Raw genomic sequence first — 21,602 nt, 5'->3', positions numbered from 1 at the left:
AACTGTCAACTGTCAACTGTCAACCTTATACGCCATTTGCCAGAAATCTTGTTCTAATTTAGCAACATTCGAGAAAGCTGCTGTGGCTTGTTGCTGCACCTCCTCTGAGGCTGCACTCAAAGCTGCGTTTGCTTGCTGTTCTAGGTAGCCTACGTAAGTCGTAAAATCGGGATTGCCCCAGCGATCGGCAAATTCGGTGTAGGGTGGGGGCATGGCTCCAGGTAATTGCCAGCCTTGATTGTAGGCTAGTTCGATCGCCCAAAGTGCGGTAGCTTGCACGGCATAGGGCATTGCAGATAAGCTTTGCATATAGTCGCAATACTCAATGCAGGTAGGCTGTTTATCAGTATTGAGTTGCACTTGGCGTTCGGCGGCTTTGGCTTGAAACCAGTTGAGTTCGTCTTTGAGGGCGCTCAATCCAGCCAAAAGAATATCGAAATCGTGCGGGGGTGCGATCGCCAAAATTCTCGCGAGAAAACGGGTAAAATCTATCACAAATAAATAGTCTTGTACCAACCAAGTATTAAACTGTTGCGGTTGAATTGTTCCCTGTTGGCATTCTTGTAGGAAAGGATGTATCGTAGCTTCTTGCCACGCTTGAGGATGCTTTTGTAGTAGTTGTTGACAAGTTAAGCTCATATAGCGTTTTTATTTAATTTTATATGGAGAGATGGAACTCAAGGCAATAATTCAACATAATCGCAGTGATTTGGACGGATAATCGAAAAATCTCGGCGATCGAGCGTGTAATGACTTGCAACGGGATTGTTAGACATCTGCACTTAGGGGTTAAAAACTGGCAGAATGAATGCCATTATGATGCCTCCGATCGCAATACTTTCAATAAGTTTCAAAATTGAACTAGATTGTTTAATTTTAATTCCTTGAAGCCACAAACGTGGAGTATCCTCATCGCGTATTTTCCAATGGAACATCGATACTAGTAGTGGAACTCCGCCAACTTTGATTCCAATCAGTAGATGTAATGCAAGACTAGCAAACACGCATATCCACGCCACTAGATGAGCTAGATACCATTGACGATGAATTTCTCCAGCAGGAAGCCATTCTTCTTTCATCATTCGACCAGTTACCACAGCAAACGTTACTGCAAGCAACATTAATGTATTTGCCAAGCGGTGTAATAATATCCACCAAACTGGTTTACCAAACTGTTGCAATTGACTAAAAGACTGCTCTTGTAATAGACGACGATAGCCAAGATGAAAGCTGTATAGGACAAATAGTGGTAAAAATAATAGGAATGTCAGAGCGATTGTGCCATGAATACCTTGAATATCTCCCAGTGTGGGTAATGCAAGACTACCCCAACGTTTGTCATAGGTGTTGTAAACCAAAAAACCTGAAATTAAGGCTGAAAGGACTAGTAATGCAGCAATACCATGCAATATGCGCAATAGAACGGGTTGATATGGGCTAGACTGCAGCATATTTGAGTTCTTTGTCATCTATGTTCGTTCTCATCGGGAGTTTCTTGAACTATAGCAGAATCAGAGCTTTTGCCTAGAGGCTAGGCAGTATAACTCTAATGATGCAAAGATTCTACGCAGTTCAATTCATCTAATCAGGTAAATAGATTGCATACTTGCAGCATATTTCCAAAATTTTCAATCTCGTTGTTTTTCCAGTTTTAATGGTTAATCATCCAAGGACGACCATTAGGATGAGTTCTCAAACGGGGTTGTTCGAGTTCGCGATCGCGTTTGACTAACTTTGGTTCTGATTCCTGTTTCAGGCGGATAGAATCAGACAACAACATTGGTGGGGCAAAAACTTTTTTAGCAGGTTCTTCACATGTTGGGCAATTAGCAGGGTTATTACATTCTGCCAGCGATCGCCATTCATCAAATACACCACAATCATCGCAACGAAATTCGTATAAAGGCATAAGGTAGAAGTCAGAATTCAGAAGTCAGAATTCAGAAGTTGTAGGGGCGGGTTTTGTTGAAGATCCTTGTATCGTCACAAATAATTCTGCGGTTAAACCCGCCCGTACAGAATCGGGAGTTGTAGGGGCGGGTTTTGTTGAAGATCTTCGTCCCATCACACATAATTCGCCGGTTCAACCCGCCCGGACTGAAGAGTTTTAGTCAGCGATCGGTTATCAGTTATTAGTTATCAGCGACCAATAACCAATTACCAATTACCCTTTAAACTGGCAAAATATTCTTGTCGAAAATCTCCGTTGGAATTGCTAGCGTACAACAAGCATTGGGAATATCGACGATACCACTAACTCGTCCTTCTACTGGCGCACAACTGAGCAATAAATAGGCTTGTTCGCCTGTAAAACCGAATTTCTTCAGATATTCGATCGCATTCAAACAAGCACGACGGTAGGCAATATGCACGTCCATGAAGTATTGTTTGCCCGTATATTCGTCTACGGAAATCCCTTCAAATACGAGATATTCTGAATAACGAGGCTCTACGGGACCTGGCTTGAAAATCGGGTTGACCATGCCGTATTTTTCTACACCACCCTTGATGATGTCTACGTGAAGATCGATATAACCAGACATCTCAATTGCCCCACAAAACGAGATTTCCCCGTCCCCTTGCGAAAAATGAATATCTCCCATCGATAGCTTTGCACCTTCCACGTAAACGGGGAAATAAATCCGCGTTCCTTTGGAAAGATTCTTGATATCGCAGTTACCACCGTGTTCGCGAGGGGGAACAGTACGCGCACCTTCAGCCGCAATGTGATCGAAGTCCCCTGGTGCTACCTGTCCTAAAATGGCATTTTTGGGGTTCGGTAGAGCCGCGTAAACTGGCATATTCGCCGCTAATCCTGCTCCATAAGTCCGTAAATCAGGAGCTGTTGAAACTAACTCCGCTTCCCGCTTATTCCATGTTGCGAGTAAGTCGTGCGAGGGAGCGCAACCAATCAAACCAGGGTGAGTAATACCAGCAAAGCGCACGCCTGGGATGTGGCGAGAACTGGTATAAATGCCCTCCAGATCCCAAATTGCCTTAGCATGATTGGGGTAATGGTCGGTCAGAAAACCACCACCGTTGTCTTTGGCAAAAATGCCCGTAAAGCCCCACTCATCGCCCTGCAAAGCGCCAATATCGAGCAAATCGACAACCAAGATGTCTCCTGGTTGAGCGCCGTTGACCCAGATGGGACCGCTCAATACGTGGACGACCGTTAAATCGACATCGCGGATATCGTCAGGATTATCGTTATTTTTAATCTGTCCGTCCGTCCAATCTTTGCATTCAATGCGGAAGACATCACCTGGGTTCACCGAAACCACGGCAGGAATATCAGGATGCCAGCGGTTGTGTCCAGGGAGTTCCTGCTGATCCATTGGCTTAGTTAGATCGACTTTGAAAAGCGTTTTCGGCATTCAAATTTCCCTAAAGCTGCGCGGACATAGCGCATCATAAGGATTAGAACGCAGGACAATTTGTATCAAAAATAACCAACAATTGTCAAAAATAATCAACGTTACATAACACCAAATCTTTTGGGGTCAAAATTGTGTTTTATTTAACAAAAAATTAAGAAAAAATTTAACAACTGAGATGTATTACTATTTGTCAGTAGTAACGAATGGCGATCTGCATTTGAGATGTATCAATATTTGTCAGTAGTAACGAATGGCGATCGCCATTTCTAGGTTGAATTGAACGAACAATCCAACCTAGCAGTCATCCTCTCGGTGGTGGCACGAGCGGGTTAATTCTATGAAAAACTAACCCAGAACGACATAAGCCTTTACTCTACTTCTTTGCCAGCAATTCCAAGAACTCAGATGTTGTTTGCAACTCTTCTAGAACTACATCTTTCGGCATCAGAGATAAAACACTACTCTTGACACCCGACGTACAGTAAGGATTTACATAACAGGTTCCCTGACGGCAGAATGCCACCACACCACCATTGTGAGCTTCAAAGACGATCGCACTTCCAGATTCTCGCTTCGTAATAGACATCCTAGCAGCCCCCTCTGCATAAATGCAGATATAAAATTGGTAAACTTTAACGATTGGCAGTTGGTGATGCTACGCAATTGAACGCTGGAAATATCTGTATTCAATCTGTACTCAAAATGACAAAATAGCCGCCCGTTCTCCTCTTTCTTTAGACAGATTAGTAACAAGTAGTAAGTCGTAAGTCGTAAGTCGTAAGTCAGAAGCGATTCACTCACCACACCCCACACCCTGATAACTGATAACTGACAACTGATAACTGACAACTGTAAGCTAGTCATAGCGATCGCGAGGATGAATTATGGATGTCAGAGCAGCTGTTGCCTACGAACCTGGAAAACCATTGCAGTTGGAAACAGTACACCTAGAAGGACCAAAAGCAGGGGAAGTTTTAGTAGAAATCAAAGCGACTGGGGTTTGCCATACCGATGCCTATACCCTTTCTGGTAAAGATCCAGAGGGCTTATTTCCGGCAATTTTAGGGCATGAAGGGGCTGGGGTTGTCGTGGAAGTAGGGGAGGGAGTCAAGAGCGTTAAAGCGGGCGATCGCGTCATTCCTCTTTACACTCCCGAATGCCGTCAGTGCGAATATTGTCTCAGTCGTAAAACAAATCTCTGTCAAGCCATTCGCGTGACTCAAGGCAAAGGGTTGATGCCCGATGGAACAAGTCGGTTTTCCTTAAATAGCACGAAGCTCCACCACTACATGGGAACATCGACTTTTGCTAACTATACAGTACTACCAGAAATTGCTGTTGCCAAGATCCGTGAAGATGCACCTTTTGACAAAGTTTGTTACATCGGTTGTGGTGTAACTACGGGGATTGGTGCAGTTGTTTATACAGCAAAAGTCGAACCAGGCTCAAAGGTTGTCGTTTTTGGTTTGGGTGGGATCGGTTTAAACGTCATCCAAGGAGCGCGCATGGTAGGCGCAGAGATGATTGTTGGTGTAGATATTAATCCTAGTAAACGGGCGATCGCCGAAAAGTTCGGTATGACGCATTTTGTCAATCCAAAAGAAGTGGAAGGTGATTTAGTTCCTTATTTAGTAGAGTTGACTAAAGGCGGCGCTGATTATAGTTTTGAATGTATTGGCAACGTCAATGTGATGCGTCAAGCATTAGAATGCTGCCATAAAGGTTGGGGTGAAAGTATTATTATTGGCGTTGCTGCTGCGGGTGAAGAAATTCGCACTCGTCCGTTTCAATTAGTCACAGGGAGAGTTTGGAAAGGTTCGGCTTTTGGTGGTGCGAGAGGACGCACAGACGTACCTAAAATTGTTGATTGGTACATGGAAGGCAAAATTAATATTGACGATTTAATTACTCACACAATGCCAATAGAAAAAATTAACGATGCCTTCGATTTGATGCACAAAGGGGAATCAATTCGTACCGTATTGACGTTTTAGTTATCATGATACTAAGTGTGAGGAGTCCAAAAAAGTAGAAGTTATTCCTACAACAGCGCAATTGTTTACTTGTTTCGTCCTCAGCTATTGGGCGACAAAAATGTACTTGCCTATATACATAATCCGTGTAGACGAACGCACGGGAGAAGTGTTCTTTTTGGCAGGAGAAAAAACAGCAGTTTTAATCTTTAGTAATGGACTTTGGAGATTTATATGACAATACCTAATTTTCAAGCTATGACTCGCAAAGAGTTATTAGCATATATGCTCGAACACCGAGATGACGATGAAGCATTTCGCGTTTTTATGGATAAAGTTCATGCTGAACCCCCTACAGAAGTATATCCCGCACCACAATCAATTGACGATTTGAAACATTTTCCTCAATTGCTAGAAAAACACCGTCAACAGCAAAAAGATAATTCCGATAAGTAAGCTAGAGAAAACTTTTACGCAACCAGGGACTCACGCAAGGAAATTTCAAGCAGTGAAAACAGATGTCATTGTCATCGGTAGCGGTATTGGTGGTTTGAGCTGTGCGGCAATTTTGGCACAGTATGGATTTGATGTTGTTGTCTGCGAAAGCTACTCAACACCTGGGGGTGCGGCGCATAGTTTTGCACGCAACGGTTTTCAATTTGATTCTGGACCTTCCCTCTACTCCGGTTTATCTTACAGCCCTTCACCCAATCCACTGCGACAAGTTTTAGATGCAATTGGCGAAGATTTACCTTGTGTCAATTACGATACCTGGGGTTGCTGTTTGCCTGAAGGTGACTTCGATACAACTGTAGGTGCAGACCAATTTTGTGATGTGTTGGCAAGATTGCGAGGAGATAAAGCTGTAGCCGAGTGGCGCGAACTTCAACGAGTCATAGAACCTTTAGCTAAGGCTGCTACGGCAATTCCTCCTACTGCTTTGCGCTTCGACTTGGGTGCAGTCATTTCTTTAGGGCAATATCTGCCTGCGATGCTACCTCATGTTGGTAGTACTTTTAAACTGACGGGTGCATTCAGTCAGATTATGGATGGTGTCGTCACCGATCCGTTTGTGCGTAACTGGTTGGATCTGTTATGTTTTCTCCTCTCTGGGCTACCTGCAAGCGGCACGAGTACGGCAGAAATGGCATTTATGTTTGCCGACTGGTACAAACCTGGAGTGATGTTAGATTACCCTTTAGGTGGTAGTGGGGCGTTAGTTGATGCCTTAGTACGGGGATTAGAAAAACATGGGGGTAAATTGATGCTAAATGCCCATGTCGAGGAAGTTTTAGTCAACAACCGCGCTCAAGGTGTTCGATTGCGCGGTGGTGAAGAATTACACGCAAGACAAGCCGTCGTCTCGAATGCTTCTATCTGGGACACGCTGAAATTACTTCCCCAGAATGCCATCCCCAAATCTTTGCAAGCAAGACAGGCAACTCCAGAGTGTGACAGTTTCATGCACCTACATTTGGGAATTGATGCCACAAATATTCGGGCAGATTTGGCATGTCACTATATTGTGGTAAACAATTGGGAACGGGGAGTCACAGCACCGCAAAATGTCGTATTGGTATCGATTCCATCAGTCTTAGATCCGTCCCTAGCACCACCGGGAAAGCACGTCATTCATGCTTACACTCCTGGTAGCGAACCTTATAGTTTATGGCAGGGAATGGATCGCCAAGGTGAAGAGTATGCCCGTCAAAAACAAGCACGGGCAGAAGTCATGTGGCAAGCTTTAAGACGTATTATTCCCGATATCGACAACCGCTGTGAGGTAACTTTGGTAGGTACGCCCCTAACTCACGCCCGTTACTTACGTCGTCACCGAGGTTCTTACGGTCCCGCCATTCCAGCGGGGAAAGGTTTGTTTCCTGGTGCAACTACACCGATTCCAGGGTTGTTGTGTTGCGGTGATTCTACCTTTCCCGGGATTGGATTACCAGCCGTCGCCGCCAGTGGTGCGATCGCAGCAAATACCCTTGCCCCATTATCCCAGCATTTGCAGTTATTGCGGGAAATTCAGTAGCAATCGGTGTAGAGACGTTACATGTAACGTCTCTACTTATACCAATTTCACAAAAAAATTACACATTACCACCGTATAATTACAGTAAACAGTTGAGGTGGCTGCGGGCAAACTAAATGTAACTAAGCTAGCAGCTGCCAAACTTGATGAAACTCTGCTGGGGTTCGAGTACCTCCATCCGCAATCGCTTCGCCTTTGGTATGGGAGCTATGCTGCTGCCGTTGATTTTGCTTGGTTGTGGGACTTTTATCTCGGTAGAAGGAGCGCTAAGTCGGTTTGAGAAAAATGAAAACGCAACTTTAGAGGAACTGTTTCCCGTTACCGAGTTAGAATCACTGATTGTCATGGCATCAACTTCTGCTGATGATTATCTCAGCTACGGTACGCCAGATGCTCGCGATCGCTTTCTGCGCATAAGTGGCGAAATAGATAAAGCTTTTGTGACAGTTCTAAATACCTCGACCGATACGCCAGAAAAAACAGCCTTGTTGTTCGTAGCTCAAAAAGCATGGCAACAAGCCAAAACTAGCAGCGAGGCGATTTTTACGAATTCCTATCCAGCTAGAACTAAGTTTACTGCCCAAGAAAAGAAGCGTTTGGACGCACAGCTCGAACAGGCTACAGACGCTCTAGATCGATTGCAAGAACTCCTGACTCATTTGCAAATATCTGATAACGTCGCTCAAGCACAAAACACCAAACTTTGGGTAAAGGCAATCGTTGTGGTTGTGTTTGGCTTGGGATTGGGAGTAGCGGCGATCGCCAGTTTAACTTTAGCTCGTTCTGTATTAATCCCGTTGCAAATTTTAGCAGAGGGAGTCAAACACCTAGCTGAGGAAGATCTTTCTTACCGGATTGTCCTAGCGAATCAAGATGAATTGGGGCAATTGGCAATGATGTTTAATCAAATGGCGGAAAAACTCGAACAGAGTCAGACAGCTTTGAGAAATTTAGCGACTTTGGATGGATTAACCGGAGTTTTTAACCGTCGCGAATTCAATCAAAAACTCAAAACAGAGATCGAGCGATCGCATCGCTACATGCATCCTTGCTCTTTAATTATGTTAGATATCGATTATTTCAAAAAGCTAAACGATACTCACGGACACCAGGGGGGAGACGAAGCACTCAAAGTCGTTGCTGATATCATCAAACGCGAAATTCGCCCGGTGGACGTAGTGGCGCGTTATGGCGGCGAAGAGTTTGCCGTGATTTTACCTGAAACTTTCAATGATAGTGCGGCGATTGTCGCAGAACGATTGCGTCATGCTGTGGCTGTTGAAGCGATCGCTATTTCTCTCGAACTCTCGATTCATGTCACTGTCAGCGTCGGTCATGCAACTTTTCCAATAGATGCAATTTTAGAGGAAAAATTACTCGGTGCTGCTGACAAAGCCTTATATGCTGCTAAACATTCCGGTCGTAACCAAGTCGTGAGTTACAGTAGCTTGCAGCAAACAGTAGAACAAGTAGGATGAAAACTTACCTGCATCTTCTACCCAAGACTGAGAAAATGGTAGTAAATGATGCGTCGATTTAAATCCACCTGTGAACCTTCCTACCAATTTGCCAGCAGCTACCGAATCTCGTAAAGCAGACCACCTACGAATTTGCATCGAACAAGATGTCCAATGCCAGTCTGTGACGAATGGATTGGAACGCTATCGCTTTACCCATACCTGTTTACCCGAACTGAATCGCACTGAGATTAACTTAACAACTGCCTTCCTCGGCAAGCAGTTAGGCGCACCCCTACTCATTTCTTCCATGACTGGAGGTACAGAGCAAGCAGGCATCATCAATCGACGCTTAGCTGAGGTTGCCCAACACTATAAAATTGCGATGGGCGTAGGTTCTCAACGGGTGGCAGTGGAAAAACCACAAGTTGCCGATACATTCGCCGTGCGATCGCTAGCTCCCGATATTCCCTTATTCGCTAACTTGGGTGCGGTGCAACTCAACTACGAATATGGCTTAGAACAATGCTTGCGGGTAGTAGACATCCTCGAAGCCGATGCCTTGATTTTGCATCTTAATCCCCTACAAGAGTGCATTCAACCCAGAGGTGATGTCAACTTCTGCGGCTTACTTGACAAAATCGAAAAACTGTGTATAAAGCTACCCGTCCCGGCGATCGCCAAAGAAGTCGGTAATGGAATTTCAGGTGAGATGGCGCAAAAACTTATCAATGCTGGAATTGCAGCCATTGACGTAGCGGGTGCAGGTGGTACGTCCTGGGCAAAAGTAGAAAGCGAACGAGCAGAAACAGCCATGCAACGCCGCCTCGGACTCACCTTTGCTGATTGGGGTATTCCCACGGCAGAATGCATTACCAACGTGCGGCAAGTTGCCCCCAATATTCCTCTGATTGCCTCTGGCGGGTTGAGACATGGTTTAGAAGTTGCCAAAGCGATCGCCCTAGGAGCAGATCTTGCAGGTCTTGCCATGCCTTTTCTCAGAGCAGCTGCCGACTCCGAATCGACCCTACACGCCCTTGCAGAAGTCTTAATGGCTGAAATTACCACCGTCCTCTTTTGTACTGGTAACGCTAACTTACAACAACTCAAACAATCTCAAACTTTGCAGCGTGTAGCATGAGCGATCGTTGTGGGAAAAATTAAATCAGTTGTCAGTTATCAAGTGACCAGTGGCTGGTGGCTGGTGGCTAGAATGCCCCCTCTGCTCCTCTACTTCCTTGTCCCCCTTGTCCCCGTCTCCCTTGTCCCCCTTGTCTCCCCTGCTCCCTGCTCCCTGCTCTCTACTCCCTTGTCTCCTTCCCTACTCCCTACTCCCTACTCCCTAGTTAAATGCGTAACTTCCTCAAACAAACTTTTGCTAGTGCCATTGGAACCTTGCTCGGACTGCTACTATTTTTTGGTCTGAGTGTATCTGGAATGCTTGTCATATTAGTGGCATTGGCTGCTCAAGATAACGAACCGCAAGTTAAGGATAGATCGGTCTTAGTTTACGACCTATCTCTCAATATCACCGATGCCCCGCGTAACTCTAGTACCAGCGCTCTGATTCAGAATGCTCTTTCAGGAGAAAGTAACCGCACGATCGCCCTGCGCACGGTGCTAGATACCCTGGAAAAGGCAAGACGCGACCCTAAAATTATTGGGATTTATCTTGATGGTAGCAATGGCGCAGAGGATGGCAGCAGTGGCTACGCCAAATTGAAAGAGGTGCGTGGAGCCTTGGAAAAATTCCGTGCTGCTGGCAAAAAAATTATTGCTTACAGCTCAAGTTGGGGAGAGAAAGAATATTATCTCAGTTCCGTGGCGGATACCATAGTGCTGAACCCCCTTGGCGCAATGGAGATTAATGGTTTGGGTGCTTCAACTCCATTCTTAACGGGGGCGCTAGAGAAATTTGGTGTTGGGGTGCAAGTGATTCGGGTAGGTAAGTTTAAAGCTGCCGTAGAACCATTAATTCGTCAAAATCTCAGTCCAGAAAATCGGCAACAGACACAGAAATTATTAAATGATGTGTGGGGAGAGTGGCGCACAGCAGTAGGTCAAAGCCGGAAAATTAGCCCTAACCAGTTACAAGCGATCGCAGACGGTCAAGGTTTCTTGCTGGCAGAAACAGCCCAAAAACAGGGTTTAGTGGACAAAGTAGACTATTTCGATCGCGTTTTGGCGCAGTTAAAGCAGCTAACGGGTGAGGACAAAGAAAATAAAACCTTCCGCCAAATTAGCTTGAGTGCATATGCTGGGGTTTCTGGTAAGGCTTTGGGCGTAGAACGTAACTCAGAGAATAAAGTGGCGATCGTCTACGCTGAAGGTGATATTGTGGACGGTCAAGGAGAGGCGGGACAAGTAGGAGGCGATCGCTTTGCCCGGATCTTCCGCCAACTGCGACAGAATCCCAATGTCAAAGCCGTTGTCTTACGGGTAAATAGTCCTGGTGGAAGTGCCACAGCTTCAGAAATCATTCAACGCGAGATCCGCCTGACGCGGGAAGCCAAAAAACCAGTCGTTGTCTCTATGGGCGATGTTGCAGCTTCCGGCGGTTACTGGATTGTCACCGATGCCAACCGGATTTTTGCCGAACCCAACACGATTACGGGTTCTATCGGCGTATTTGGACTGCTGCCAAATTTTCAAAAGCTGGCAAATAACAACGGTGTAACCTGGGATGTGGTGAAAACTGGAAAATATGCCGACAGTCAAACTGTTTCTCGTCCTAAATCTCCCGCAGAATTAGCAGTCTATCAACGCGCGGTCGATCGCATCTACAGTACATTCTTATCAAAAGTTGTTGAGGGACGGGATTTACCGCAACAGAAAGTCGAGGAAATTGCCCAAGGTCGAGTTTGGTCGGGTGTTAGTGCCAAACAGATCGGATTAGTCGATGAAATTGGTGGGTTAGACGCAGCAATTGACTACGCCACAAAGCAAGCCAAGTTAGGCGATGACTGGGAAGTAGCAGAATATCCCGAAACCCGTTCTTTAGAAGAACGCTTATTTGGGCAAGTCTCTGATGGAGTCAGAACCACGTTGGGTCACAATACTGCTGCAAACCAACTCGCACTGCCAGCCCCGATCGCGACTGAAGTTGCTAAAATGCGCGACGAGCTTGCCATTCTGCAAGCAATGAACGATCCTTTAGGAGTTTATGCCCGTTTGCCTTTTAATTTAAACATTGAGTAAGTGGTCATTGGTCAAGAGTCATTAGTAAGAGAGTGAGTGGCTGGCGACTAGATCGAGAATTTAACAACTAGCCACCAGCCACTAGTCACTGACAACTGACAACTGATAACTGATAACTGATAACTGATAATTGAGAGAAGTGACTTGAGGTTAAAGCATGAATTTTGGTGGACTGATTTCCGCAGCACCAGTATTTGACGCGATCGCCTGGTTCGATCCGATTCGCATCGGTAGCACTTCTTTACTTGCCAGTGCGTCAACAGCAGACAATGCTCCCTTCATTTTCGCTGGCATCCTAGCTAGTCTGGTTGTGATTTACTTAGCCAGTACCATTGGCGGGGAAGTTTGCGCGCGGCTGAATTTACCACCAGTTTTAGGGCAACTTATCGGCGGCTTGGTGGTAGGGATCTCGGCTTTACATCTGTTGGTCTTTCCCGAAGGTGGCGGCGACAGTTCTAATTCACTGTTAATGAGTTTTTTAGAAGCTACAGCGGGATTGAGTGTCGATGGAGTGACGACAACATTTCAGATAGATAGCGAAGTGATTTCCGTTCTGTCAGAAATTGGTGTGGTAATTTTACTGTTTGAAATTGGGTTAGAGTCCAATTTACAAGAGTTGCTGCGCGTCGGGACTCAAGCTACAATCGTCGCGATCGTTGGCGTGGTGACACCGTTTCTCTTCGGTACTTTAGGTTTAATTACCTTATTCCATATCTCCACCGTACCAGCTATTTTTGCAGGGGCAGCTTTGACGGCAACTAGCATCGGTATTACGGCTAAAGTTTTGGCAGAACTCAACTATCTCAACCGTTCGGAAGGACAAATTATTATCGGGGCAGCGGTGCTAGATGATGTTTTGGGTATCATCGTCCTAGCCGTAGTTGCTAGTCTTGCTAAAACTGGAGAAGTCGAACTGACAAATATTCTCTATTTGATCATCAGTTCGGTCGTGTTTTTAGTAGGAGCAATTTTAATCGGACGCTGGTTAAATCCCTACTTCGTCCAGTTAGTCAATGCGCTCAAAACGCGCGGTCAATTATTAATTCCAGCACTCATTTTTGCTTTTGTCTTGTCCTACATTGCCACTGTTATCAAATTAGAGGCAATTTTGGGCGCTTTTACTGCTGGGTTAGTATTAGCAGAAACGCAAAAATGTCGCGAATTGAAAAATCAAGTCGTACCGATCGCAGATATTCTCGTACCGATTTTCTTTGTGGTTGTTAGTGCCAAGACAGACATCGGTGTTTTAAACCCAGCCGTCCCAGCAAATCGGGAAGGGTTGATTATGGCAAGCTTTCTGATTGTCGTAGCAATTTTAGGTAAAGTCGTCACTGGGTTTACTGTCTTCGGGCAAGAAAAAGTCAATCGTTTAGCGATCGGCGTGGGTATGATTCCTAGAGGTGAAGTAGGACTCGTCTTTGCTGGCATTGGTTCTGCTACTGGCGTGTTACCACCTGCTTTAGATGCAGCTATTATTGTCATGGTCATTGTCACCACATTTATCGCCCCACCATTGTTACAAATTGTGTTTCAGCGATCGCCTCAACAGAATTTACCGCAACCAGAAGCGATCGCATCGTCGCCAGAGTCTCAATCATAGAACGTAGAAATGTAGAGACGTTACATGTAACGTCTCTACATTTCGTTTCAATTAATTGCGTTTCAATAGTCCAAACATTGGGGCGAGAATTGCCCCAAATACAAATCCTCCTGCGTGCGCCCAATAAGCAACACCGCCACTTTCCATCCCAATATTGCTAGGGACTTGTAAGCTAGCGATACCATACAAAGCTTGTTGAACAAACCACAATCCTAAGAAAAAAATTGCCGGAATTTGCAAGGTAGTCACGAAGAATCCCAGAAATACTAAAGTCAATACCCTTGCTTGGGGATAGCGCAAAATGTATGCACCCATCACTCCTGCGATCGCCCCACTTGCACCTAATGAGGGGATAGTTGAATTTGGTGAGAAAAACCACTGAGATAACGCCGCTAAAACTCCACAAGTCAGATAAAAAATTAAAAATTTTACATGTCCCAAACGGTCTTCTACGTTGTTACCAAAAATCCAGAGAAACAGCATATTTCCGGCAATGTGTAAGAAGCCGCCATGCAAAAATTGAGATGAAATTAATGTCATCCATTCCGGTAATTGCTGCAGTGTTGGAATGGGACATCTACCCACTATATTTCCTGACAATTGGCAAGGCACGACGGCAGCTGAATAGAAAAATTCTTGTAATTGTTGTTGGTTCAGAGTTAATTGGTAAAGAAAAATACCAATATTTGCACCGATTAATCCATAGGTAATATAAGGCGTAATTGACGTAGGAACATCATCGCGCAAAGGGAACACGGCATTTTTCCTTATCGTGAAACTGCTGTCAAAATTCTAGCTTAAGTGTTTTTTACCACAACAGAGGAAGTCAAAAGTCAAAAGTCAAAACTTTTCTCAGGACTCACTGCTTGCTACTCACCACTCACTGCCCGCTACAACAAATTTACCTCTAAAGGTAGAGCCAAAATTGCACCAAACCACATGTAGGAGAGAGGAGGTTGAATTTTATTGCTGTATAGAATGATGCCAAATTAAGATGAATTTGGACAAGATTATGTCAGAAGAAGAAAAAGATAAATCATCAGCTTCCGGTGGCTATCAAACCCCTGTAGAGGAAGACATTCGCAAAACTGGTAATGCGGCTCAAACAGATGCTAAACCTTCTGCTGTACCGGAATCTGGCAGCAGCGATCAAATGACTGAAGGCGGTGGCAATCAAGGGACTGAAAAGCGCTAGCATGTATCAGTTATCAGTGTAGAGACGTTACATGTAACGTCTCTACACAGTTGTCAGTTATCAGTTGTTGGTTATGACTTCTGACTCCTGAGTTTTAACTTTTGACTTCTGACTTCTGACTTCTCCCTTGCCCCCCATTTTCCCAACATGGACACCATAGAAGGCATTAGTATCGGTATTGCTTTAAGTGCTGCTTGTGGCTTTCGGATTTTTATTCCACCGTTAGTTATGAGTATTGCAGCTGTTTTCGGTCATTTACCCCTGGCTTCAGGTTTCGCCTGGATGGGGACTTATCCTGCACTAATAGCCTTTGCTGTGGCGACGGCGGTGGAAGTGGGGGCTTACTATATTCCTTTAGTAGACCACTTGCTAGATACTATTGCTACCCCAACCGCGATCGCAATTGGTACTGCTATTACCGCTGCTTTTCTACCCGATACCGATCCTTTACTTAGGTGGACTTTAGCCGCGATCGCAGGTGGTGGTACAGCTGGTACAATTCAAGGCTTAACGGGAATTGCTCGTATATCTTCTACTGCTTTGACAATTGGACTCGGTAATTCAGTCGTAGCGACAATTGAATCTTTCAGCGCGTTTATTTTGTCAATCTTGGCGCTCGTATTACCTTTCTTAGCTGTTAGCTTAGCTGTGGTTTTAATTGTAGTTAGCTTGAGTAAAATAATTCAGATATTTTATAGTAAAAAGCAGGTTGAATAATTACTAATTACCAATTAATAATCGCATGACAATTAAAAATCTCGCGATCGCTCTCCTCCTTTTTACAAGTTTTGCTGTGCCAGTTAAGGCGCAAACCCAACCATCTGAATCAAAGTCGCCTTCAAAGTCTCCTACTGAAATCGCACCATCTGCGCCTAACCAAGTTGCTGAGGCTTGTATTCAAAATCGGGCTGAAACCCTGCCATCTCCTTTTACCGATATACCGCAAAATCACTGGGCTTTTAAAGCTGTAATGACCATGCATTATTGCGGAGCGTTTCGTCAAGCTGCATCGCCAGAATTATTTGAACAACCAGCACCAGTACCAGATAGGTAGAATCAAAAGTCAAAAGCGAAAAGTCAAAGAAGGGATTTATTTAAGGTAGGATCGCTCGTTCTTTCGTTGAGTTGATCTAGTTCTCGATCTAATTCTCGCTGACGCTGAATCAAGACTTCCAAATCTTCTTTGGTTGCCAAATTAGAATTGCGATCGCTAAGTTGTCGGTCAATTCGCTCTAAACAAGCATTTAATCCTGCGGCAAATTCATAGCGTGTGATGGGGCGATCGCCTCGAAAAGTACCATCGGAATATCCAGATAAACACCCTATAGGAGTGCCATTATTTCTCGGAGTAGAAGAAGTTTGTGCAGTGGCTTTGAAAGTAGATAAACCTATAGCTGCAAAAACTATGGTAATTATACAAGCGGCTGAATTGAGCGATCGCCACTGTTTCAAGTTTGACATCATTAGTCATCAACCCAGCTATCTATTTTTTCTATCCTAGCTAATGCTAAATCTGCAACGAAATTTTTTTACCATGTAGAGACGTTACATGTAACGTCTCTACACCTAGAACCAGATGGAGAATTAGCATGAAGGTATATGAAATTCAGAATTCCTTCGGTTTAGACTCTCTAAACATTGCAGAACGTCCAGATCCTAGCCCCAGTTACGGACAAGTATTAATTAAAGTCCGGGCAGTATCTCTAAATTACCGCGATCTGATGGTGGTGAAAGGGCTATACAATCCCAACATACCTTTACCTTTAATTCCCTTTTCTGACGGTGTGGGAGAGGTGGTAGCAGTCGGGGAAGGAGTGACGCGAGTGAAAGTGGGCGATCGCGTGGCGGGTATTTTCTTCCAAGATTGGATCGCCGGAAAACTAACCGCAGCAAAAACTAACTCCGCTTTGGGTGGAGCTATAGACGGAATGCTGGCAGAATACGTTGTATTGCACGAAGATGGTTTAGTACACGTTCCAGCGCACCTCACAGACGCAGAAGCAGCTACTCTACCCTGCGCCGCCGTCACCGCTTGGAATGCCTTATTTGACTCTGGTAGCCTCCAAGCTGGCGAGACAGTACTCGTACAAGGTACAGGTGGGGTTTCGATTTTTGCCCTTCAGTTTGCCAAGATTGCAGGGGCGCGAGTTATTGCTACCTCCAGCAGCAATGAAAAAATAGAAAAAGTCAAGCAATTAGGTGCTTCAGCAACAATTAATTACAAACAAACTCCCCAATGGGGTAAAACCGCCAGAGAATTAGCTGGTGGTGAGGGTGTCGATTTAGTTGTAGAAGTTGGCGGATCGGGAACTTTAAACGAATCTTTGCGGGCTGTACGTATAGGGGGACAAATTAGTTTAATTGGCGTTCTTAGCGGCGTGAGTGGCGAAATTAATACCGTATCGATATTAATGAAAAGCGTGCGCGTACGCGGAATTTATGTCGGTTCGCGAGAAATGTTTGAAGCCATGAATCAAGCAATTACACTACACCAAATGAAGCCAATTATCGATCGCGTATTTCCTTTCTCTGAAGCACGAGAAGCTTTGAAATATATGGAAAGTGGCTCTCACTTCGGCAAAATTTGTATCCAATTCTAAAAAGAACGAACCTGCAACCATTCTACTCCCTATTCCTGTACGGGCGGGTTCACCCGAAATCTCTGCTAGTAGTAAAGCCGCTTGCTAAACCCGCACCTACAATTATCCTACTCCCTACTCCCTGCTCCCTTCAAAACTAATATGCTTGTCGAACATTTTCAAATGCTTGCCCGCTACAACAGTTTGGCAAATCAGAAATTATATCAAGTCTGTTCCCAGTTAAGCGATGCAGAACGCAAGCAAAATCGACCTGCATTTTTTAAGAGCATTCATGGCACGCTCAATCATATTTTAGTGGGCGATTGCATTTGGCTGACACGGTTTGCAGGCAAACAAATACCATCAACTATGCTCGATGCAATTCTTTACGAAGATTATGAGGAATTGTGGACGGCACGTAGAGTAGAAGATGAGCGGATCGAAACCTTTGTTGCCAATCTAACTGCGGAATTTTTGCACGGGACGATCGAGTATGTCAATAATGCGGGAAAAACCTGTATAGATCCGGTCAATTTATTAGTCGCTCACTTTTTCAACCATCAAACTCACCACCGAGGACAGATTCACGACATGGTGACACAGACTACAATTTCACCACCATCTTTAGATATGCATCGCTTAATTAGACCTTGATCTGTAAGGAGCGATCGAATGGATCTTCAACTAACGGACAAAATCGCCCTAATTAGTGGTTCTACCGCTGGAATTGGCTTGGCGATCGCGACGATTTTAGCCCAAGAGGGGGCAACTGTGGCGATTAATGGCAGGAAACCAGAACGAGTTGGTAGTGCGATGGATAAAATTAGGCAGATTTATCCAGAAGCAAAACTACAAGGTGTCACGGCAGATTTATCTACCGCAGTTGGTGCTGAGTTAACGTTTCAGCAAGTACCAGTCGTAGACATTTTGGTGAATAATCTGGGAATTTATCAAGCCAAGGAATTTGGCGAAATCACAGATGTGGATTGGATGGAAATTATCGAAACTAACCTCATGAGTGGCGTGCGGTTATCGCGGCATTACTTACCGCTAATGCTGCAACAAAACTGGGGACGGATTATTTTTATCTCCAGCGAATCAGCTGTGAATATTCCCGCTGAAATGATCCATTATGGCGTAACCAAAACCGCTCAACTTGCCTTGGCGCGCGGAATGGCAGAAACTACAGTTGGTAGTAACGTTACGGTAAATTCCATTCTGGCAGGTCCCACCAAGTCAGAAGGGGTAGAAACTTTCGTGCAAGACATGGCGCAGTCTGGCAATATCGATCCGAGCCAGGTAGAAAAAGAGTTTTTCGAGAATACTCGCCCTTCTTCCCTAATTAAACGCTTCGCCACCCCGGAGGAAGTTGCGGCTTTAGTTGCTTTTGTAGCCAGTCCCTTAGCCTCTGCTATTAACGGCGCAGCCTTGCGGGTTGAGGGGGGAGTGGTGCGATCGATTGTTTGAGGTAAACGACGGTTAAAACTGCTTTATAGTCTGCGTTAGCGCAGCTTGCCGCAGGCTAGGCAAACTTAGTCTGTGTGGTTCCGCGAATTCTATTCGCCCAGGTTTTCAGTCAGCAATGCAATAGAGTGTAGGGTATAGGATGTGGTGAATTAAGGAACAAATGCTAATGGAACCCATGACTGCTCAAATCGGCACTCGGACTGAAACCGATAGTATGGGGACGATTGAAGTACCGAGCGATCGCTACTGGGGCGCACAAACTCAGCGATCGCTCATTTACTTCGCCATTGGCAACGATACCATGCCACGGGAAATGATTCGGGCGATTGGAATTTTGAAACAAGCGGCGGCGGTTGTCAATCAAGAGTTGGGACAACTACCGGAAGATAAAGCGAGTTTAATCGTGCAAGCCGCAGAAGAGGTAATTTCTGGCAAGCTAGACGACCATTTTCCGTTACGAATTTGGCAGACGGGAAGCGGCACTCAGACCAACATGAATGCAAATGAAGTTATTGCCAATCGAGCGATCGAGCTAGCTGGGGGAGTGTTGGGTAGTAAAAAGCCAATTCATCCCAACGACCACGTAAATATGTCCCAATCTTCCAACGATACGTTTCCCACAGCAATGCACATTGCCGCAGCAGAAGAGATTTACCATCGGTTGCTGCCAATGGTCAAGCAATTGCGAGATGCATTGGCGGCTAAAGCAGAGGAATTTCAGGAGATTGTCAAAATCGGTCGCACTCACTTGATGGATGCCGTACCTTTGACTTTAGGACAAGAATTTTCTGGTTATATCGCTCAATTAGAAAAAGATTTAATTCGCATTCAAGCTGCATTACCAGATTTATATGAATTAGCAATTGGGGGTACGGCAGTCGGTACAGGATTAAATACACATCCAGAATTTGCCGATCGCGTGGCGGCGAAAATTAGCGATCGCACCCAATTACCATTTATCTCTGCACCAAATAAATTTGCCGCTTTAGCGGCTCACGATGCGATCGTTGCTGCTAGTGGGACGCTGAAAACCCTAGCAACTTCGTTAATGAAAATTGCCAACGATCTGCGCTGGTTGGGTTCTGGACCTCGTTGCGGTTTGGGAGAGTTAATTTTGCCTGCGAACGAGCCTGGATCGTCGATTATGCCAGGAAAAGTCAACCCCACTCAGTGCGAAGCGATGACGATGGTATGCGTGCAAGTAATCGGAAACGACACCGCGATCGCAGTTGCCGGATCTCAAGGTAACTTCGAGCTAAACGTGTTCAAGCCTGTTATGATTCATAATCTATTGCATTCCATCCGGTTGTTAGCCGATGCTTGCTCGTCTTTTACCGAACATTTAGTGGTTGGTATTGAGCCGAATCGAGAGCAAATTCAGTATTTCCTCACCAACTCCTTGATGCTAGTCACAGCACTCAACCCGCATATTGGTTACGATCGCGCTGCTGCTGTGGCGAAAAAAGCATATAGCGATCGCACTACGCTACGTCAAGCCTGTGTCGAGTTAGGTTTTCTCTCCGAAGCCGAATTCGATCGCCTCGTCCGACCGGAGAAAATGATTTAGTCAGGGAGCAGGGAGCAAGGAGTAGGGAGTAGGGAGGGACAAGGGGGACAAGGGAGCAACTACCAACTACCAATTACCAACTACCCATTACCCATTACCAATTCTTCCCGTGAATCTACTGAACGTTCAATCGCAGCAGCATGAATCCAGAAAAAGTTTCCGCAGAAATGCTCTGGGGGTAAGAGCGAGGGTTGGTTAATTTTTCATTTATATTTATATTTTTGTTGCTTGTACTTAGTCTAAATCCTAATTTTCAGCGTCGTGGGTGGGAATGCAGCAAAAATTGTTTTATATTCAATAACTACTCGACTTGAAGCACAAGGCTAGCTACGATGAAGCGGCACAATCAATCTCCAATGGTAGCCAAATTTTTTAATTTAGATATAAGATGGAACCTGACGATCGCCCCTGCCGTAACTCTATTAGTAGGGACATGGTTAACACTAGCTGCTAACGCTACTCAAACGCAACCCGTCGCTGAAAACAAAAAATTAATTCCGAATTCCGTAGCTCGCTTCTCACCTGAAGGGCGAGTATTCCAAATTTCCAATTCTAATTTCACTCCCCGCGAACTTGACTTCCAAGCTCCCTCTTCTGTACCAGTTAACCCCGCACCAGTTAAGCCTTTACAAGTAAATCCCGTACCTACTCCTCGCACAACGAGTTACTTGGTTTACGTAAATAATCCGAATGCATTGACGCTACAACGAATCAAACAGTTTGAGCCATCGGCATTCGTGCGCCAGTATCAACAAAGAAACGTGATTCAGGCAGGAATATTTCAACAAACTGCTAACGCCCAAAAACTAGCGATCGCCCTAGAATCTCAAGGCATTGATGCGCGAATTGTCAATCTTTCAACTGGAGAAGATACAGATTTTACAGGTAAATTTTATTTTGTCGTCATTCCTGCTAAACAAAATAAGCTAGGTGTGATCGAGCAGCGAATTCAACAGCTAAGAATGGGAATGCCAGTCAGAGTTAGCCAGCGCCAAGAACCGCGCACTCACGTAAGAGTAGGACCATTTTTGGCAAAAGAACAAGCCGAAAATTGGCGGCGCTATTTACGAGCTTCAGGACTGAGAAGGGCGCGAGTTTATTACGGGCAGTGAGTATTTTGAGGCGATCGCCTCACCGCTCGCCACATCAAG

General features: G+C 45.1%; 24 protein-coding genes. 16 read left to right on the top strand and 8 right to left on the bottom strand.

Annotation, left to right across the window (positions count from 1 at the left end):
• Positions 1-12: 12 nt before the first annotated feature.
• From N4J56_RS02840 to N4J56_RS02815, 6 genes are all read right to left on the bottom strand, one after another.
• Positions 13-639, bottom strand: a complete 627-nt coding sequence (locus N4J56_RS02840) for a TenA family transcriptional regulator (RefSeq protein ID WP_317105055.1) — start codon at positions 637-639, stop codon at positions 13-15.
• Between the two features lie 143 nt (positions 640-782).
• Complete coding sequence (locus N4J56_RS02835; protein ID WP_317105054.1) at positions 783-1,451, bottom strand: cytochrome b/b6 domain-containing protein; 669 nt, start codon at positions 1,449-1,451, stop codon at positions 783-785.
• Positions 1,452-1,651: 200 nt separating this feature from the next.
• Positions 1,652-1,909 (bottom strand): zinc ribbon domain-containing protein, encoded by a 258-nt coding sequence (locus tag N4J56_RS02830; RefSeq protein ID WP_317105053.1) that lies wholly within the window; start codon positions 1,907-1,909, stop codon positions 1,652-1,654.
• A gap of 24 nt (positions 1,910-1,933) precedes the next feature.
• A complete protein-coding gene (locus N4J56_RS02825) occupies positions 1,934-2,065 on the bottom strand; it encodes a hypothetical protein (RefSeq protein ID WP_317105052.1) in 132 nt (43 codons plus the stop codon).
• 106 nt (positions 2,066-2,171) lie between these two features.
• A complete protein-coding gene (gene fmdA / locus N4J56_RS02820) occupies positions 2,172-3,377 on the bottom strand; it encodes a formamidase (protein WP_317105051.1) in 1,206 nt (401 codons plus the stop codon).
• Between the two features lie 376 nt (positions 3,378-3,753).
• Positions 3,754-3,966 carry a hypothetical protein gene (locus tag N4J56_RS02815; protein ID WP_317105050.1) on the bottom strand — a complete coding sequence of 71 codons (213 nt, stop codon included), beginning with the start codon at positions 3,964-3,966 and terminating at the stop codon, positions 3,754-3,756.
• 298 nt (positions 3,967-4,264) lie between these two features.
• Between N4J56_RS02815 and N4J56_RS02810 the strand changes: the two genes are divergently transcribed.
• From N4J56_RS02810 to N4J56_RS02780, 8 genes are all read left to right on the top strand, one after another.
• On the top strand, positions 4,265-5,374 hold the full coding sequence (locus N4J56_RS02810) for an S-(hydroxymethyl)glutathione dehydrogenase/class III alcohol dehydrogenase (RefSeq protein WP_317105049.1): 1,110 nt from the start codon (positions 4,265-4,267) through the stop codon (positions 5,372-5,374).
• Positions 5,375-5,417: 43 nt separating this feature from the next.
• Entirely contained in the window at positions 5,418-5,591 is a 174-nt protein-coding gene (locus tag N4J56_RS40745; RefSeq protein ID WP_410500407.1) for a DUF6888 family protein, read from the top strand.
• Entirely contained in the window at positions 5,588-5,809 is a 222-nt protein-coding gene (locus N4J56_RS02805; protein WP_039715954.1) for a DUF6887 family protein, read from the top strand. Before N4J56_RS40745 ends, N4J56_RS02805 begins: the two co-directional genes overlap by 4 nt.
• Before the next feature lie 52 nt (positions 5,810-5,861).
• A complete protein-coding gene (locus N4J56_RS02800) occupies positions 5,862-7,388 on the top strand; it encodes an NAD(P)/FAD-dependent oxidoreductase (RefSeq protein WP_317105048.1) in 1,527 nt (508 codons plus the stop codon).
• 146 nt (positions 7,389-7,534) lie between these two features.
• On the top strand, positions 7,535-8,866 hold the full coding sequence (locus N4J56_RS02795; RefSeq protein WP_317105047.1) for a diguanylate cyclase: 1,332 nt from the start codon (positions 7,535-7,537) through the stop codon (positions 8,864-8,866).
• A gap of 70 nt (positions 8,867-8,936) precedes the next feature.
• Positions 8,937-9,986 carry a type 2 isopentenyl-diphosphate Delta-isomerase gene (fni, locus tag N4J56_RS02790; RefSeq protein WP_317105046.1) on the top strand — a complete coding sequence of 350 codons (1,050 nt, stop codon included), beginning with the start codon at positions 8,937-8,939 and terminating at the stop codon, positions 9,984-9,986.
• A 209-nt stretch (positions 9,987-10,195) separates the two neighbouring features.
• Positions 10,196-12,043, top strand: a complete 1,848-nt coding sequence (sppA, locus tag N4J56_RS02785; protein ID WP_317105045.1) for a signal peptide peptidase SppA — start codon at positions 10,196-10,198, stop codon at positions 12,041-12,043.
• Positions 12,044-12,200: 157 nt separating this feature from the next.
• A complete protein-coding gene (locus N4J56_RS02780) occupies positions 12,201-13,643 on the top strand; it encodes a cation:proton antiporter (protein WP_317105044.1) in 1,443 nt (480 codons plus the stop codon).
• Between the two features lie 51 nt (positions 13,644-13,694).
• On the opposite strand, the gene N4J56_RS02775 is transcribed toward N4J56_RS02780, so the two are convergent.
• The gene (locus N4J56_RS02775) at positions 13,695-14,399 is read right to left on the bottom strand and encodes a rhomboid family intramembrane serine protease (RefSeq protein WP_317105043.1); all 705 of its coding nucleotides are present in this window, start codon (positions 14,397-14,399) and stop codon (positions 13,695-13,697) included.
• Positions 14,400-14,637: 238 nt separating this feature from the next.
• Between N4J56_RS02775 and N4J56_RS02770 the strand changes: the two genes are divergently transcribed.
• From N4J56_RS02770 to N4J56_RS02760, 3 genes are all read left to right on the top strand, one after another.
• On the top strand, positions 14,638-14,838 hold the full coding sequence (locus tag N4J56_RS02770; RefSeq protein WP_317105042.1) for a hypothetical protein: 201 nt from the start codon (positions 14,638-14,640) through the stop codon (positions 14,836-14,838).
• Between the two features lie 147 nt (positions 14,839-14,985).
• The gene (locus N4J56_RS02765) at positions 14,986-15,555 is read left to right on the top strand and encodes a DUF4126 domain-containing protein (protein ID WP_317105041.1); all 570 of its coding nucleotides are present in this window, start codon (positions 14,986-14,988) and stop codon (positions 15,553-15,555) included.
• Positions 15,556-15,580: 25 nt separating this feature from the next.
• A complete protein-coding gene (locus N4J56_RS02760; RefSeq protein ID WP_317105040.1) occupies positions 15,581-15,892 on the top strand; it encodes a hypothetical protein in 312 nt (103 codons plus the stop codon).
• 23 nt (positions 15,893-15,915) lie between these two features.
• On the opposite strand, the gene N4J56_RS02755 is transcribed toward N4J56_RS02760, so the two are convergent.
• The gene (locus tag N4J56_RS02755) at positions 15,916-16,302 is read right to left on the bottom strand and encodes an S-layer homology domain-containing protein (RefSeq protein WP_317105039.1); all 387 of its coding nucleotides are present in this window, start codon (positions 16,300-16,302) and stop codon (positions 15,916-15,918) included.
• Positions 16,303-16,427: 125 nt separating this feature from the next.
• On the opposite strand from N4J56_RS02755, the gene N4J56_RS02750 reads away from it, so the two are divergent.
• From N4J56_RS02750 to N4J56_RS02730, 5 genes are all read left to right on the top strand, one after another.
• On the top strand, positions 16,428-17,438 hold the full coding sequence (locus N4J56_RS02750; RefSeq protein ID WP_317105038.1) for an NAD(P)-dependent alcohol dehydrogenase: 1,011 nt from the start codon (positions 16,428-16,430) through the stop codon (positions 17,436-17,438).
• A gap of 141 nt (positions 17,439-17,579) precedes the next feature.
• Entirely contained in the window at positions 17,580-18,071 is a 492-nt protein-coding gene (locus N4J56_RS02745) for a DinB family protein (RefSeq protein ID WP_317105037.1), read from the top strand.
• An 18-nt stretch (positions 18,072-18,089) separates the two neighbouring features.
• Entirely contained in the window at positions 18,090-18,884 is a 795-nt protein-coding gene (locus N4J56_RS02740; protein WP_317105036.1) for an SDR family oxidoreductase, read from the top strand.
• 166 nt (positions 18,885-19,050) lie between these two features.
• Positions 19,051-20,451 carry a class II fumarate hydratase gene (gene fumC / locus N4J56_RS02735; protein ID WP_317105035.1) on the top strand — a complete coding sequence of 467 codons (1,401 nt, stop codon included), beginning with the start codon at positions 19,051-19,053 and terminating at the stop codon, positions 20,449-20,451.
• A gap of 332 nt (positions 20,452-20,783) precedes the next feature.
• Positions 20,784-21,563 (top strand): hypothetical protein, encoded by a 780-nt coding sequence (locus tag N4J56_RS02730; RefSeq protein ID WP_317105034.1) that lies wholly within the window; start codon positions 20,784-20,786, stop codon positions 21,561-21,563.
• Positions 21,564-21,602 lie beyond the last annotated feature (39 nt).

Source organism: Chroococcidiopsis sp. SAG 2025 (assembly GCF_032860985.1).
GTDB lineage: Bacteria > Cyanobacteriota > Cyanobacteriia > Cyanobacteriales > Chroococcidiopsidaceae > Chroococcidiopsis.
The sequence above is the reverse complement of the archived record's forward strand: the minus strand, read 5'-3'. Positions and strand labels throughout refer to the sequence as shown.

Excerpts from the sequence above, each read along its gene's own strand:
- N4J56_RS02765 (WP_317105041.1), top strand. The coding sequence starts at position 14,986 with ATGGACACCATAGAAGGCATTAGTATCGGTATTGCTTTAAGTGCTGCT.
- N4J56_RS02805 (WP_039715954.1), top strand. The coding sequence starts at position 5,588 with ATGACAATACCTAATTTTCAAGCTATGACTCGCAAAGAGTTATTAGCA.
- N4J56_RS02825 (WP_317105052.1), bottom strand. The coding sequence starts at position 2,065 with ATGGGACGAAGATCTTCAACAAAACCCGCCCCTACAACTCCCGATTCT.
- fmdA (WP_317105051.1), bottom strand. The coding sequence starts at position 3,377 with ATGCCGAAAACGCTTTTCAAAGTCGATCTAACTAAGCCAATGGATCAG.
- N4J56_RS02780 (WP_317105044.1), top strand. The coding sequence starts at position 12,201 with ATGAATTTTGGTGGACTGATTTCCGCAGCACCAGTATTTGACGCGATC.
- N4J56_RS02755 (WP_317105039.1), bottom strand. The coding sequence starts at position 16,302 with ATGATGTCAAACTTGAAACAGTGGCGATCGCTCAATTCAGCCGCTTGT.
- N4J56_RS02750 (WP_317105038.1), top strand. The coding sequence starts at position 16,428 with ATGAAGGTATATGAAATTCAGAATTCCTTCGGTTTAGACTCTCTAAAC.
- N4J56_RS02760 (WP_317105040.1), top strand. The coding sequence starts at position 15,581 with ATGACAATTAAAAATCTCGCGATCGCTCTCCTCCTTTTTACAAGTTTT.
- N4J56_RS02730 (WP_317105034.1), top strand. The coding sequence starts at position 20,784 with ATGAAGCGGCACAATCAATCTCCAATGGTAGCCAAATTTTTTAATTTA.
- sppA (WP_317105045.1), top strand. The coding sequence starts at position 10,196 with ATGCGTAACTTCCTCAAACAAACTTTTGCTAGTGCCATTGGAACCTTG.
- N4J56_RS02745 (WP_317105037.1), top strand. The coding sequence starts at position 17,580 with ATGCTTGTCGAACATTTTCAAATGCTTGCCCGCTACAACAGTTTGGCA.
- N4J56_RS02830 (WP_317105053.1), bottom strand. The coding sequence starts at position 1,909 with ATGCCTTTATACGAATTTCGTTGCGATGATTGTGGTGTATTTGATGAA.
- N4J56_RS02840 (WP_317105055.1), bottom strand. The coding sequence starts at position 639 with ATGAGCTTAACTTGTCAACAACTACTACAAAAGCATCCTCAAGCGTGG.
- N4J56_RS02810 (WP_317105049.1), top strand. The coding sequence starts at position 4,265 with ATGGATGTCAGAGCAGCTGTTGCCTACGAACCTGGAAAACCATTGCAG.
- N4J56_RS02815 (WP_317105050.1), bottom strand. The coding sequence starts at position 3,966 with ATGTCTATTACGAAGCGAGAATCTGGAAGTGCGATCGTCTTTGAAGCT.
- N4J56_RS02795 (WP_317105047.1), top strand. The coding sequence starts at position 7,535 with ATGAAACTCTGCTGGGGTTCGAGTACCTCCATCCGCAATCGCTTCGCC.
- N4J56_RS02740 (WP_317105036.1), top strand. The coding sequence starts at position 18,090 with ATGGATCTTCAACTAACGGACAAAATCGCCCTAATTAGTGGTTCTACC.
- fumC (WP_317105035.1), top strand. The coding sequence starts at position 19,051 with ATGGAACCCATGACTGCTCAAATCGGCACTCGGACTGAAACCGATAGT.
- N4J56_RS02770 (WP_317105042.1), top strand. The coding sequence starts at position 14,638 with ATGAATTTGGACAAGATTATGTCAGAAGAAGAAAAAGATAAATCATCA.
- N4J56_RS02835 (WP_317105054.1), bottom strand. The coding sequence starts at position 1,451 with ATGCTGCAGTCTAGCCCATATCAACCCGTTCTATTGCGCATATTGCAT.